This window comes from Nostoc sp. UHCC 0251, assembly GCF_034932245.1.
Taxonomy (GTDB): Bacteria; Cyanobacteriota; Cyanobacteriia; order Cyanobacteriales; family Nostocaceae; genus Nostoc.
In genome coordinates this window covers 1-15038 of sequence record NZ_JAYGHD010000097.1, presented here as the reverse complement: position 1 = coordinate 15038, position 15038 = coordinate 1, and the positions used below count along the sequence as shown (strand labels likewise).

The window sequence follows — 15038 nt, the reverse complement described above, 5'->3', positions numbered from 1 at the left end:
AGCTCACAATCTGCTTAATTTGTCAATGCCTTCTACTGGACTGGCTCTCTAGCTATTGCTGCACGTACTTGGAAATCAGCGTCAGATGTCCAACTGATAATATTACCGGGGTTGTCAGTGTCGAACTCAACCGCACCATTTTTTAGGTTGATGCGGTAAACGTCAAACTTTTGGGGATTGTTTAAGTTCAAAGCTACCAGCACTTGATCTGGAAATTTGGGTTCCAGTTCCACGAGTTCGGCTTTTACACCCTGGAATGGCGTTAAGTCACGCACAATTTTAGAGTGAATATTAACCAAGTGGAGGTGAAAGTTCTCGTCGCCATCCGAGTCCTGCATATAAATCAACTGGTCGGCGTTATAAGTCCAGAAGAAAATGCGGATACCGCGCTTTTTGTCGGCAGTTAGTATCTGGTCGTCTTCTTGTCCTACAGTTCGCAACCATACCTGCAAGACATTTTTCTCATCAGGGGCGATATATGCCAAGTACTTGCCATCAGGGGAGAGCTGTGGGCTAGTTTTTTCAGGATTCCCAAACAGAATTTCGCGCGGAATTAGCGGTGGTAGGGAGGGCGCTTGAGCAGATGACATATTTTTATCCTCTACTTAACTACCTTATTCTCACTTGGTTATGAAAATGACAATTCATCCTATTGGGTGAACCTAGAATAGGTAGCATGTTAGAGAGACGCGATAAATCGCCGTCTCTACAAAGAATTTACTCATCAATTATTCTCGGCGATGAGTCTTTGATATTCGTGAATGAGTCTTTGATACTCATTGACGGCAATTGTCGCAATGTCCGCAACGCAAGTTAGCAGCTTCTTTGTCAAAACCAAAGGCATTTAACAAAAACTGCCAACGACACTGCTTAGTTGTTAAATATTGATGCATCTGTTTAGCAGCGTGTAATTGCGTCGCTGGCTGATTTCCCGGTTTTTGAGCAATGGTGTAATGAAAAGGATCAAGCCAGTTTAGCTGACCGTTGCTGTGGAGTAAAGCTAGCGCCGTAGCACCTTCAGGAAATTGTCGGGTTACTGCATTCACTTCTCCCTGTTTTGGTAATTTTTTCACAAGTTGCTGCGCTATTTGCTGTTGCGATCGCATTTTTTCTTGAAAAAACTCCTGTCTTTGCTTATCCTCTGGATCTAACCACCCCGTAGGTTCACTTACCAATGTCAACGCTTCTGCTGGTTTTCCATCCCTGCCAGCGCGGCCAATTTCTTGCACATATTCAGATAACAAATGTGGTGCGTGAAAATGTGCCACCCACCGGACATTGCTTTTATTAATCCCCATGCCAAACGCACAGGTACACACAACAAAGGGAATTTTGCCACTTAACCAGCTTGCTTCTACTTCACGGCGTTCTGTTGCGCCCAATCCCGCATGATAACTAGCTGTTGCGTAACCCATCTCTGCTAACCATTGGGCTAAATCTTCGCTATCTCTCCTGGTGCGAACATAAACTAACCCCGATTGTTGCGGTCTATTTTGAATAAACTTTAATAATTGTTGTTTTCTACCTCGTGGTGTCCAAGCGATGCGAACACTGGGATGCAAATTCGGACGGTAGGGATTCAACCGGAAAATCTCTGGTTGCTGTAATTGTAAAACTGTTTGAATAATCTTTTGGGCTGAGGGGTCAGCAGTCGCAGTAAAAGCGGCGATGCTGATTTTTGTTCCTGGTGATTTTGATTTTAGCAATGCCGGACGCACTGCCCCTAATCTGCGATAAGCTGGGCGAAACGTGTCTCCCCACTGCACTAAACAATGAGCTTCGTCCAAAATTAAGCCATTAATTTGCAATTGCGGGTGACATAATCTTTCCCAGACTGGCGCACTTAGCAAAGTTTCTGGGGATAAATAAAGCAATCTTAGCTGTTGACGTTCTAAAGCTTGCAGAGTTGCACGGCGTTGAGATGAAGGTAATTCACTATGCAAAAGTGCAGCTTTTTGATTGCTTTGTAGAAGTTCCTGAACTTGATTTTCCATCAACGCTACCAAGGGCGAAACTACCAAAGTTAATCCTGTTTGTAGTAGCGCGGGAAGTTGAAAACAAATTGACTTTCCGCCACCTGTGGGCATAATAATCAGTGCATCTTTTTGTGCCAATAAACTCCTGACAATTTCTCCTTGTGGCGGGCGAAAATCTTCATAACCCCAGATTTTTTTAAATGTAGCCAGAACTTCTTGCCAGGATTTTATTGTGGGCTGATTCATAATCAATAGTAGATACACTTATATCTTTGAAAACTGAATATAGCCTCTGTCATCCAGTTAATGGTTCAGTAATTTCATCATCTCAGGTTGTAATCTACTGATTGTAAGAAGGAATTAGAACTGATTTTTATAAAAACTAGAAATAGCTTAACTGTTGGCTGACTCACCCGCCTGGAACTTTAGTTCCAGGCTAATAGCTAAAGTCTACTGAAGTAGACTAAAGATTTTGGGTATATTTAGTCATCTTTAGATGAGTTTTGCTATTAGCAAGGAACTTCAGTTCCTTGCGGGACATGAATTTTACGTTGATTATTTAGGAACTAACTTCAATGTCCCAGCAGTACTAACTGTAAGCATGGGGTGGTATTCAATTTTGCGCCAGGGGTCAACCATATCGTTGTAGTGGGTATGGAAAGCATGTCCTGATTGTCCAGGAGTATGAATAGCTACTGAATTATTCAAATTTCCTAAATCTACAATCATCCGCAGTGAAGGAATATCAGTCACTTCAAAGGATTTATTTGCTCTCCAGCGGTTAGCATTGACTGTTTCGCCATTACCAGCCGTGGCAAATGCACCACGATTAAATAAAGCTTCAATCGGTGCAACTCCAGATTTACCCAAGGTGGCGTTTTTAAAAGTAACAGTATGCAGCTTGCCCCAATTCCAGTTTTTCGGGTCTTTGCTTTGAATTCGTTCTAGTTCATCCACGGCTTTTGTAAAGGATTGCCGGAGGATTTGGTCGCGGTTCTCAACTTTTGGGGTGTTGCGATTATCCCACCAAGAACTATTAGGCTGTTTAACTAAATTTGCTACCACAGCATACCAGCGATCGCCGCCATCAGGAAAGTACTTTTCAGGCAACTGATCGTGAAACGTATCTGCTAGCAAGTATTTCCAAAATACTTCAAATAAGGCAGCAGCAGGCGATGTCATTCCCAACTGCAAATTCCAATTTCGCAGTAGTTTTTGGGCTGCTTGCAGGCGGGGGGTATTAACTGTGATAGATTGCAGTAGTGGTACTAGTGTTTGTGCATTGAGATTGCGATCGTCACCCTGTATCTGTTGCACATCTTTTAAGGAAATCGCTTCGGTTTGTTGTGAAATCATCTCAACGATGCGCTGTGCCCGATAGCCATAAACCCAGTCTGCGGTAATCAGGTAAGGATATTCACGCATAACTAAATTATTGGCAGTAGCAATATAACCTTGGGATGGATTAAAACTTTTGGGTAACTGCTCAAAGTCAATATAGCTTTGCCATTCATATTCATCCGTCCAACCAGGAACGGGATAACGCCCATCTCCTTTGGCTCGGATGGGGAATTTACCAGGCATTTGGTAGCCAATATTGCCATCAATGTCAGCGTAGACGAAGTTTTGAGCAGGGACATCATAGTTACTGGCAGCAGTGCGAAATTCCTGCCAATTTTGGGCGCGATTAATTTGGGGAATAGCATACGCTAGTTTGGAAGGTGCTAGAGCAGTCCAGCGCAGGGCTACGGCGTAGTTTTGCGGTAATTCTATAGACTGACTGGGTTTGAACTCGTTCAGATTAGGCGAAACATCAGAGAGAATCGGCCCATGTCGGGTATAACGCACCGTTTGGACAATCGGCTGACTTCCCGCGACTTGAATCGTTTCTTTTACAAGTTGCATATCAACCCATTTGCCATTTACCTCATACTGGTTGGGGTTTTTCGGGTTGATTTTCTCGATGTATAAATCCATCACGTCTGATTGTACATTGGTAACACCCCAGGCAATGCGATCGCTATGACCGATAATTACCCCAATCATTCCCGCAAAAGAAAAGCCAGTAACGTTGTAAGGACATTCTGCACTCTTGGGCGTACAGTGCAAACCAACCTCATACCAGATAGAAGGTATTTGCACACCTAAATGGGGGTCATTCGCCAAAATTGGCTTACCTGTAGCCGTCCGCTGACCAGATATCACCCAGTTATTCGAGCCAATACCTATCCCTGTGGGCCCTATAAGTTGTTCCAAAGCCATCATCGGCTTATTAATTCCCTCTAAAGCAGAGAAGACATCTGGAGAATTAAAAAGCACCTCAACATTATTTCCTCCCCCTGCCTCCTCTGCCTCCCCTGCCTCCCCTGCCTCCCCTCCCTGGAACTCAGGTAAAATCACTGGCAAGTCTTCAGGGTATGGTGGAAAAAGTTCCTCTACTTGAGTAGGGCTAAGGGTTTTGAGCAGGATGGCACGTTCAATTTCACTCTGGAAATTTCTGCCCAAGTCATAAGCCATTACTTTTCCCCAAGTCAGGGAATGCAGTATTTGCCAAGGTTCTGGCTGATATCCAGGATTGAGAAATTTTAGCACAGCGTATTCTAGGCTCAGAGCGCTGCCTTGATGCTCTGCCAGATAAGCATTTACACCATCTGCATAAGCTTCCAGGTATGCCTTCATCTCTGCATTCATTTCCTGAATTTCTTGCTGCGCCACCCTTGCCCAACCCATAGTCCGCAGATATTTATCAGTGTCAACCTGAGAAGAACCAAACATTTCTGACAGTCGCCCAGAACCGATGTGTCGCCAAAAATCCATTTGCCAAAAGCGGTCTTGGGCGTGGATATAACCTTGCGCCATGAATAAATCGTGGGAGTTTGCAGCATAAATATGGGGAATTCCCCATTTATCGCGCTGGACGGTTACTTCAGCTTTGAGTTCAGGTAGTTGAATTGTGCCACTCTCTTGAGCAAAGGATTGACGCACAGTATAAGTGGCGAATCCCACTAACAATAGCCCCAGTATTAACAGCACAATCAAAGTTTTTTTGAAAATCTTGAGAAACCAACGTTTCCCGAAGCTTTTTATTTGGGCTTGCCGTGGCATTGTTTAGTGAAATTACGCGATGTTACAAGGTTGATATTACAGTAGAGCGAACAACATTGATTTGATGCCTGTTCTACCACCTTTACAATGGGAAGAAGGTCACACTTCAGGAAAGCCCACTATGCCGAGAATTACCCTGGAAGTATCAGAAGAATTATCTCAGCAACTAGCACAAGTAGGCGATCGCTTACCTGAATTGCTTGCTTTGAGCCTCCAACAACCAGCTGTACCAGCACAAGTTTACCGATATATCCTCGATTTTTTGGCCAGCAACCCCACTCCTGAACAAATTGCTGAATTTAAACCCACTCCCGAAATGCAAGAACGGTTGCGTACTTTGCTAGCACGCAGTAACGCAGGTGAACTCACACCCACAGAGTTGAAAGAACTAGATGAGTATGAACGTATTGAACACTTAGTTGTGATGATTAAAGCAGGTAACTTATCTTATTTGACCAGTTGACCGTGAGTGTAACCTATATTCCAGTTGTTCTTCGCCGACTAGTAGAAGAACGCGCAAACTACAGATGTGAATATTGCCAGTTACCCGCAGGAGTTGCTTTTTTTTCCCATGAAATTGATCATGTTATTGCCCAAAAGCATGGCGGTGAAACAAATGCTGATAATTTAGCCCTCACCTGCTGGCGATGTAATCGTCATAAAGGTACTGACTTAGGATCGTTTGATCCAGAAACAGGGGCTTTTAGTTTTCTCTTCAACCCACGCACCCAGAAATGGGCTGAACATTTCACCTTTTTAGAACTGGATCTGGTAGGATTAACGCCTCCAGGACGTACAACAATTAGATTACTACAAATAAATAGCGACGAACGAGTAGCTGAACGGCGGAGAATGCGCTGATCTCTTCAGACATGACGCAGGCATTCACTTACACAGCTAAAATGATTTCAAGGGAACTCTTCAGCAGAACCACAATGCTGAAAAATAGCCTGTAAGTATTATCTGGTGCGATCGCAGGAGGCAGAAAATGGGCTTGGCTGGATTAAGAATTGTGTTGGTAGAACCAGCTGGGCCGATAAATATCGGCGCGATCGCCAGGGTAATGAAAAACTTCGGGCTATATAATTTAGTATTAGTGAACCCCCAATGCGATCCGCTATCGACGGAAGCTTTGATGATGGCTGTTCATGCTCAGGAAATTATAGAATCTGCGGTATTAGTACCGACATTACCAGAAGCATTGCATGGATGTGTACGAGCGATCGCTACTACTGGTCGGGTTCGTAGTTTAGAAACACCTTTAGAAAACCCCCGCACTGCACTACCCTGGCTACTGGAGGAACCAGAAGAACCCGCAGCACTAATTTTTGGCAGGGAAGACCGCGGATTAAGCAATGAAGAATTAAATTATGCCCAGAGATTTGTTGGCATTCCCACAAGTCCAGATTATGTAGCCCTAAATTTGGCTACCGCCGTAGCAATCTGTTGTTATGAATTGTCACAATGTGCCCAGCAACCTAAAACTCAAACCTCAATCCAAACTGAACTTGCACCCTTAGATGTTGTAGAAGGATACTACCAGCAATTAGAATCATTATTATTAAAAATTGGTTATGTCTATCCCCATACGGCAGCCAGTCGCATGGAAAAATTCCGCCAACTATATAATCGCGCTCATCTGAAAACAGGGGAAGTATACATGCTGCGAGGAATTTTACAGCAAGTAGAATGGGCCCTTAAAAATCAGAGGGATGGTGAAAAATTGTAATTATTCGTTTAATATGTACGCAATCATCCCCCAAAATATTTAATAAGGCTTAAACTAAACACAAAAATGCTACTTAGTGGCAAAGTGGAATTTGAGTATTAATATTGCTTAAAGATTAAGTTTTGGGTTAGGAGTCTGCAAGAAAACAGTCAAGTGGGTCACAAGGAGTAACTGTGTCAGAGTCAAGTGACGAACTAACAGCTTTCTCGCGGCGTCAACCCTTAAATGGCCGCCAGCGTCCACAAAAGGTTCAAAAAGTGGCGCAGAAGAAAGTGAAAAAGAGCCAGCAGCAGCAAGGTGCCACTGGCAGAGAAACGGCGTTAGCACGCCCAAAAAATCGCATCAGTCCTCCCCCAACCCCTGGCGCTACACGTAGGGTAAAATCGGGGCTGGTCATGCCAACGGCAGTAAAATCAATACCTACTGAGAAGGGAAAAATTCCTCCCTTTCGACCAGGTGCTGTGATGGTGAAAACAGTGCGGATGGAAAAGCCAAAAATAGGCAGGCGTTCATCACGGAAGACGCGGTTAAAGCCAATGGCCAAAACCTTGTTGTATGTTGTGCGATTGTTGATTGTGGGCGTTGGCATGGGTGCAATTGTTGGCACGGCATTGTCAGTATTAGACCCGGCTAATCGCATCAGCACAACTTCTGCGCCGCAATCTAATAGTAATATGGCGAATGTAGCGCGATCGCAGCCGCAACCTACCCAAACTCCCCCAGTTGCAGCTTCGAGTATGTATTTATCCCAGGAAATTAGCCCTTTGAAAAATGCCGTACAAAATTTGGCGGCGACCAATCCAAATCTTACACCGGGAGTTTTTATAGTAGATTTAGATACTGGTAATTATGTAGATGTCAATGGCTCTACCAGTTTTCCGGCGGCTAGCACAATTAAGGTGCCGATTTTAATTGCCTTTTTCCAGGATGTGGACGCAGGGAAAATTCGCCTGGATGAAATGCTGACCATGCAACAGAATATGGTTGCTGGCGGTTCTGGAGATATGCAATACAAACCAGCCGGAACTCAGTACGCCGCTCTGGAAGTCGCCACTAAAATGGTTACAATCAGCGACAACACGGCGACAAATATGCTGATTTCCCGGCTGGGAGGAATAGAGGCTTTAAACCAGCGTTTCCGAAACTGGGGATTGACAACGACAACAATTCGTAATCAACTCCCAGATTTGCAAGGGACGAACACTACTAGTCCCAAAGAATTGGGGAATTTGATGGCTATTGTGAGTCAGGGAAGTTTAGTGAGTATGCCATCACGCGATTTAATGCTCGATATCTTGCGTCGCACTCAGAGAAACACTCTACTACCATCAGGTTTGGGAACAAACGCTAGAGTATACCACAAAACGGGCGATATTGGTACTATGCTGGCAGATGCAGGTTTAATTATTGTTCCAACTGGCAAGCGCTACGTAGCCGCTGTTATGGTACAACGCCCCAATAATGACCCTCGCGCCGAAAAATTGATTAGCTCAATTTCTCGTGCTGCCTACGAAGAGTTTAGCCAAAATGCTGTTACACCCAATAGTACAAGCGCTACACCTGCAAACGGTTATCAGCCTCAGGGTGTGACTTTACCAAACAATACAACAGGCACTGTACCTATGAATGTTTATCAGCCTCCTGTTGTCAGTCCTATACCCAACGGTATGGGAAGTCCAGTAGCCCCAAATGGTTATCAATCTCCAGTTATGAATCCACAGTATTATCCCCCAAGATAATTAATTTGGGATTTTTGAATTTTGTATTATTTTGTATTGTTTATGACATCCATCCCCCCTCATAGATGAGCGGCCAACTAGAGCTAATTGCCTGTCAACCTCACCCCATTGAGAGTAAAGGTTTTAATCTTAATGCGACCCTGCCATACGGCTGTACAATTGAACACATTGTTTTGGCTATGAATAATTTTATAGAGTTTTTAGGCTTTATAAATCAACAGCTTTACAGTAAAGAAATGGAGCGTCTTGAGGTAATGCTGATGCCAGCCAACTTTAGCAGCATGGTTGGAGAATTTATGATTTCAAATATTCCAAAATACTGCTCTAGCCTGGTCAAAAATCAATATCATAACGGGCATCCTGATTTAATCCCTGCTGGGATGTTTCCTAAAAACTCTGTACAGCATTCTCATATTGGTATCGAAGTAAAAGCTTCTCGTTATCAGAGTGGATGGCAGGGCCATAATCCCGAAGATACTTGGCTGATGATATTTGTTTTTGATAGCAACCGTCCTAGTGATGCTGTTCAAGGTATTCAGCCAAAGCCCTTTCGTTTTATCAAGGTTGTTGGTGCTAGCCTTACAAAAAATGATTGGTCATTCTCTGGACGTTCTGAAATTAGTCGCAGAACAATAACTGCTAGTGTTACTAAATCTGGATATCAAAAAATGATGTCCAACTGGATTTATAAAATCCCCAATCTACCATAGCGTTAGTTGCAAGTCTGTAATCTTTTGGGAAGGGGTTTCTAAAGTTATCAACTTAGGAATAGCGGTGCAACTCATCTCGTAATAATCTAAATTATGCTCAATACCAATGCAGCAAACACCAACAGCTTCCGCCGCTGCAACTGTCGAACCAGAACCCATAAAAGTATCAGCAATTATACCTTCGCCTAAAGGCAGTGCAGCATAAACGACCTGACGTAAAAAAGACTGTGGTTTAAGACTTGGGTGATTTGCAATAGCTCGTTCCTTCTGAGGTGTCCTTTCGCTGGCAATAACATCACCCAAAGGTGTACCATCTCTGTTGCGTCTTAACCCTCCAGTTTGAAATTCTCGCAGACATTCGCTGAGTTTCATCCCTACTGGTATAGGCTTTCGTAAAATACCCCACGGCTCATAACATCCTCTGAGCATGGAAGACACATTAGGAAATTCATCTTCGGCATTTTTTGGGCGATCGCCACCACGAAGTGTTCTCACTAGCCGAATCAATTCCCCGCGAAACTCTAAACCACCCTCAACTAAAGCAGAGAAAACTAACTGGGAAAGAAATGCATTACTTGCAATCAAAACATGACCACCAGGGCGAAGTACACGTACCACTAATTTTGCCCATTCTACAAAGAAATTTTTTAAGGCTAAACGTTCTTTGGTAGTAAGTGCTGTAAATCGTGGTAAGGGTGCGCGTTGATGTCCATCAAATGATGGTGGGATTCTCCAAATACCTCCGCTTCCATTTGCTCTTTTTAGCAACTGGTCAAAACCATATTCTTTTACGCCGTAAGGTGGATCTGTAACTACTGCATGAATACTATTTTCTGGTATTCTACTCAGCCACTCGAAACAGTCTGCGTGCAAAATAATAGATTTACCTATATTTTCTGCTTGGTATTCAAAAGCCCACTGGTTCATGATTTTAAGTAGTTTGTTTCTATATAAAAATTGTATTTTTATATTCCCATAAATCTGTTAATTAAATCGCTAAAAACAAAGTTAAAAAGCTAAACTATACTGTTATCTTTTAATTCTTAACTTTTTTGATACCGCATTCCTGGCAGTTGTAAAACGAAACCCATAAGTTCCAACTGTAACAACGCACTGGAAACTGAACCAGCAGCCATGCCAGTTTGTTGGACAATAAAATCGAAGGGTAAAGCTTCACTTGCGAACGCATCCATTACCGTTTGCAATTCTGGCTCTAAAGTTGGCCTTAACTGTTCTGGTGCTGTAGAAGCCTCGACTCCATCAATTTGTGGTATTGCTCCCAGCATTGTTAAAAGTTCATCTAGTTCCTTGAGAATGAAAGAAGCCCCTTGACTCAGTAACTTTAAGCACCCTTGAGATGGGTAATCGTCCACTCTCCCAGGCAATGCATAAACATCTCTACCAAATTCATTTGCGTAAGTAGCAGTAATTAGGGCACCAGATTTTATCGGCGCTTCCATTACGAGGATGGCGCGGCTTAAACCTGCAATAATCCGATTGCGCTTGGGAAAGTGAGTACGATCGGGTGGGGTTTTCGTAGGGTACTCACTCACAACTAACCCAGCCGTCAAAATCTGCTTGTACAAATCCCGATTTTTATGCGGATAAATTACATCTACACCCGTTCCTAAAACTGCGATCGTGCGTCCACCTGCTTTCATCGCGGCGATGTGGCTTTCTGTGTCAATTCCCTCTGCCATCCCAGAAACAACTGTAAAGCCATTTTTAGCCAAAGCTGTACTAATTTGGCGAGTCCAACGGATACCGTATTCTGAGGGTTGGCGGGTTCCGACAATTCCAACCATCGGTTTTTGTCCAAGATTTTCTGGGAGTTCGACTTCACCGCGATAGTACAAAATCGGCGGTGGACTGGGAGTTTCCAGCAATAAACGGGGATAATCTGCATCTGCTGGTGTCCAGAAATGGGAATTTTCCTGCTGGTGCTTGGTGAATAGTTGTTCTGGGTGCAAACGCGATCGCTGTTGTACTACTTTTTCTAGTGTCTGAAAACCAAAACCCTCCACTTCTCCCAACTCTAGCTTAGTAGCGTTCCAAGCAGTTGCCAACGTGCCAAAATGCTGTTGCAGTCGCCGCAGTAATACCGGGCCAATTCCCGAAATTTGCGCCCAAGCTAGCCAATATGCGCTTTCCTCTACCACGGTTTCATCCTCACGCCTACTGGTTTGAGTATTCCCAAATTGGGGTTGGCTGTTAATGTGGGGATGGGGGCAATGCTGTTCGGTTAAGGCAAGAGACGCGATGAATCGCCGTCTCTACAAAAAACTTCTGCTTCTTCTTTGCCAATTCCCCTTGACTTTTGACTCTTGACTCTTAACTATTAACTATTGACTATCTATATTCTGATCTTCTGTGATGAAATATTTTTATCGTCTTTTAATAAGCCTATCTGGGTGCTTAATATTTTTACTGTTGCACAGTGGAATTGGTTTATTGCCTAGTTTGGCAGCCGAAAAAGTTACTGTCAGATACGGATTGTTTGAGCAATCGATCCCTGTGGCAGATATACGCAACTATGCCGATAACCAAAAGGCTTCTGCCGATCTGCAATCTTTCTTAGATTACCTCAGTGCTAAGGAGAAACAGAAGTTCCAAGATGCTCTTCAGGTAAAAATGTCTCTTAATATTGTGGCTTTAGATAAGCTGCTAAATACAGGAATGGGCAAGCAAATTTTATCTTTTGCATCCCAAGCGATCGCCCGTCGTGATCAAGCTAGTATACCAGCTCTACGATCTGCCATCATCATAGGATCAAAATCACCAGAAGGTCTAGGATTAGTAAGCTTTCTAGCAGCCTATCCCAGTAATCAACTAGTTGTTGATGTGTCAAAAATTTCTAAGCTAGTGGGCATGGCAAATTCCTCTTCTAGTTCTGCTGATGCACCTCCAAAAGACAATGTAAGTTCTTCCCCCCTAGGAAAAATTGCACTGCAATATCAAATACTTGCCGCCCAAGATAAACAGTTTTCAGGTTGCTTATTTGGCGATTCTATTTCGGCTGGGCTTGGTAATACTCTTGGTGAAGGTACTTTTAATTTTGGGTTAAATGGCTTGAGTACAATCTCATTGCTGGAACAACTCAAAAGTTTAATTCCTGCTAAGGTTAAATGCGAAAAAGCTATTATTGCCGTGGGTGGAAATGATGCTTGGTATGGAATTAGTGATGAGTTATTTACCAAAAATCTGCAAGAAGCGATCGCACTTATCCGCACAATGGGAAATAAAGAGATTTTTCTGATTCCGGCTTTTTACTCAACAGTTGCGGCAAGCTCAGATCCAACTTTAGCAGCCCCACTTTCTAGAGTTGAACAGATTAATGCTTTGATTAATCAAGTTGCTGAAATCGAAAAAGTGCCAGTTGCAGCGGCAGGAATAGTACCATTATATGAGAATAATGCTCTTAAAGAGAATTTGACGAGCGATGGTGATAATCTGAACGCAGAAGGACTTAAAATTTACCGACAAGCATTATTACAAATCCTGGAAAAGTAATATGATGCCTGTCTAATTGCTTATAGTAAAAGCACTTGATCCCACCGAAATTACCTTTTATCTAGTATAATTCGTAATTCGTGACTTAAAATTACGAATTACGTTAGCGAGTCATCGAGCGTCATTACGAATTACGAATTATCACTTTTAGGCTCTCCAATTCAAAAACCGCGCATAAATATAAGCGATGCCTTCATCAATAATTGTCCGTACACCTTGGCTATAATCCCACCATTTGTTCGGATCATAATCTTGTGTTTTGGCAGCAATCGCACCAACTTCAATATTAGGGGTAAGTAGTTTTTTGAACAGCAACCAACTCCTACGGGTGTGAACGTCCAAAGAAAAAACATTAATTGATTGTAGCTTTAGATTTGAATCGGATAGCCAGCGATTAAATTCGGCAGCAGATGCATAACTACGATCCTTAATTACTACAGGTGTCGGAACAGCTACCACCTTCTCTGATTCTAAACCAAGTTTCTTGAAGGTGGCGGCTGATACTTCTGCAAAGTTTTTGTATTCGCTAAGATAATTTCCTTTTTCTATTGAACCTCCGGTGGTAATCACTAGATGATAAGAACCGTTTTTAAATTCAGTTAAAGCTTGTTGTATGGCATAATCTGGTAGCCATCCTTCAACAACCAATACTTCTGCTGATTTGATAGGGGAAGTCACGGCGAGAAATGAGTGTACATTAGTAATAATGAAAAAAATTAAATAAGCAATCGAAGCGATTGCAATCGCCCACCCCTGAGCCGTAAGTGTCCACATTTCTTGGCGTTTTATTAGTTTGATTTTTGGAAATTTTTGACACCGACGATTTTTTATCCGCATTAAACCTTAGCTAAACGTTGTTCTTTCAAGTAAGTAAATACAGACTTATCTCCAATATCGGCAGGAATTGCTTGCACTGTCTTTCGCAGGGCAAACACCAAAAACAACATTGCCCAAATTCCTAATAAAACACTTTCCCTCTGAGTTGGTAAAATTCCCACCAAATGTCCTAACAATAGTAGCGGTACTATTAGGGTTAATATTTTGGTTTCCAGGCGATTGAAGCAAAAAGCCTCTTTAAAATAAATCCCCGTCAAAGCAACAAAGATAAAACCAACTCCAAATAAGGTAACAGGCTGATTGTAAACAGTGAGAGCTAAAGGTTCATTACTAGAGATTGCTAGAATGACTGATGCTATACTACCCATTGCCCAAAAAATTTGCAATATTCGGTGCAGCGATGCCATATAAATATGAATGGTGAATAAACTTACACCAAGAGCGACACTAAAACAAGTATATAGAGGTGTAAGTGCGGTAAAAACAGTCGGGTTATTGTTGAGCAAAACCAAAGCGCTGCCTATGGCAAAGCTCAGTGCTGATACCATTAACCCAGTGCGGTAGATAATTACGCCAGTGCGATCGCTCTGAGTAATTGTGAATTCTCCAAATTGACCTTGATAGACTTCTGGTGGAGGTAGTGTTTGCGTAGTCATAGTTAAAATATAGTTATGAATTACTAATAGAGTACAACAGGAAATTGCTGAAGGGTTACTTTTATTATTATGGGCAATCAGACGAACTTAGTGTCACAATCCCTAAACTTTTAAACCACTTTTGTAGTATCAGTTGACTTGACAGACGTGGTAGTTGACGAATTATCTCTAACATTTGACCAAATTTCCTTTGAGAGCGAAAGACATAACAACTAGTAAAACGGGCTAGTAAATCCAGCTACCATCTCAATTAACCATACTAACAAAGGGCAAAATCCCCTTATTAAAGGTAGGTAAACTTCCGCCACAGTGTACTAGTAATTAACAATAGTTAGTACATTCTCTAGTTTAGCTGAGGACTCGATTCTAAAATCAGACTTTAAGTTATAGACAGTATATATTGACAAATTTTAATTGTAGTGTGTATGAGGTTTGGCATCAGATAACCCCATAATTAGTTGATATTAGTTGATATAGGAAGGTAAAGTGAGCAATGGCGTTGTTTCTCCCACCGTAAATGATCGCATTTCTCTAGAGAATTGCAAAACTGTAGACGCTTTATCGGTTTGTCGTCAGATATCGCTCTTTGTCAAGGATATGCGATTGCTTAAAATAATTTCCACTCAAGTTAATAGCGAACGCAATTAGACTGTTGTATTATGTGTGTTATCAATAATGCCTTGGTTTAGCGTCTACGCATAGTTCAGCACCAGAAAGCAGGGATAAGCTAATCGGCATTTAAATTGCAACATAGTCACTATTGCCTTTGTTTTTTA

General features: G+C 42.4%; 14 protein-coding genes. 7 read left to right on the top strand and 7 right to left on the bottom strand.

Translation table 11 applies throughout. The features are described from left to right. Positions 1-32: 32 nt before the first annotated feature. The 3 genes from VB740_RS13070 to VB740_RS13060 form a co-directional block, all read right to left on the bottom strand. A complete protein-coding gene (locus VB740_RS13070) occupies positions 33-590 on the bottom strand; it encodes a hypothetical protein (RefSeq protein WP_323200426.1) in 558 nt (185 codons plus the stop codon). A 186-nt stretch (positions 591-776) separates the two neighbouring features. Then, entirely contained in the window at positions 777-2222 is a 1446-nt protein-coding gene (locus tag VB740_RS13065) for an ATP-dependent DNA helicase RecQ (RefSeq protein WP_323200425.1), read from the bottom strand. Positions 2223-2531: 309 nt separating this feature from the next. Then, entirely contained in the window at positions 2532-5081 is a 2550-nt protein-coding gene (locus tag VB740_RS13060) for a penicillin acylase family protein (protein ID WP_323200424.1), read from the bottom strand. A gap of 121 nt (positions 5082-5202) precedes the next feature. Between VB740_RS13060 and VB740_RS13055 the strand changes: the two genes are divergently transcribed. The 5 genes from VB740_RS13055 (at position 5203) to VB740_RS13035 (ending at position 9259) form a co-directional block, all read left to right on the top strand. Next, positions 5203-5544: a hypothetical protein gene (locus VB740_RS13055; RefSeq protein WP_323200423.1), complete on the top strand. Its 342-nt coding sequence runs from the start codon at positions 5203-5205 to the stop codon at positions 5542-5544. Positions 5545-5546: 2 nt separating this feature from the next. Further along, positions 5547-5942: an HNH endonuclease signature motif containing protein gene (locus VB740_RS13050; RefSeq protein ID WP_323200422.1), complete on the top strand. Its 396-nt coding sequence runs from the start codon at positions 5547-5549 to the stop codon at positions 5940-5942. A 127-nt stretch (positions 5943-6069) separates the two neighbouring features. Next, on the top strand, positions 6070-6810 hold the full coding sequence (locus VB740_RS13045) for an RNA methyltransferase (protein ID WP_323200421.1): 741 nt from the start codon (positions 6070-6072) through the stop codon (positions 6808-6810). Positions 6811-6983: 173 nt separating this feature from the next. Then, complete coding sequence (locus VB740_RS13040; protein WP_323200420.1) at positions 6984-8549, top strand: serine hydrolase; 1566 nt, start codon at positions 6984-6986, stop codon at positions 8547-8549. Between the two features lie 65 nt (positions 8550-8614). Next, positions 8615-9259, top strand: a complete 645-nt coding sequence (locus VB740_RS13035; RefSeq protein WP_323200419.1) for a hypothetical protein — start codon at positions 8615-8617, stop codon at positions 9257-9259. Here the strand turns inward: VB740_RS13035 and VB740_RS13030 are convergent. Together VB740_RS13030 and dprA are read right to left on the bottom strand one after the other, a co-directional pair. Further along, positions 9251-10186 (bottom strand): DNA-methyltransferase, encoded by a 936-nt coding sequence (locus VB740_RS13030; protein ID WP_323200418.1) that lies wholly within the window; start codon positions 10184-10186, stop codon positions 9251-9253. The genes VB740_RS13035 and VB740_RS13030 overlap by 9 nt on opposite strands. Before the next feature lie 116 nt (positions 10187-10302). Beyond that, positions 10303-11418, bottom strand: a complete 1116-nt coding sequence (gene dprA / locus VB740_RS13025; protein ID WP_323200417.1) for a DNA-processing protein DprA — start codon at positions 11416-11418, stop codon at positions 10303-10305. A 271-nt stretch (positions 11419-11689) separates the two neighbouring features. On the opposite strand from dprA, the gene VB740_RS13020 reads away from it, so the two are divergent. Further along, positions 11690-12769 (top strand): alpha/beta hydrolase, encoded by a 1080-nt coding sequence (locus VB740_RS13020; RefSeq protein WP_323200416.1) that lies wholly within the window; start codon positions 11690-11692, stop codon positions 12767-12769. Between the two features lie 147 nt (positions 12770-12916). Here VB740_RS13020 and VB740_RS13015 read toward each other — a convergent pair whose 3' ends face one another. Both VB740_RS13015 and VB740_RS13010 read right to left on the bottom strand, forming a co-directional pair. Beyond that, complete coding sequence (locus VB740_RS13015; protein WP_323200415.1) at positions 12917-13447, bottom strand: ElyC/SanA/YdcF family protein; 531 nt, start codon at positions 13445-13447, stop codon at positions 12917-12919. A gap of 158 nt (positions 13448-13605) precedes the next feature. After that, positions 13606-14262, bottom strand: a complete 657-nt coding sequence (locus VB740_RS13010; protein ID WP_323200414.1) for a DUF2301 domain-containing membrane protein — start codon at positions 14260-14262, stop codon at positions 13606-13608. A gap of 486 nt (positions 14263-14748) precedes the next feature. Between VB740_RS13010 and VB740_RS13005 the strand changes: the two genes are divergently transcribed. Further along, complete coding sequence (locus VB740_RS13005; protein WP_323200413.1) at positions 14749-14910, top strand: hypothetical protein; 162 nt, start codon at positions 14749-14751, stop codon at positions 14908-14910. Positions 14911-15038: the final 128 nt, after the last annotated feature.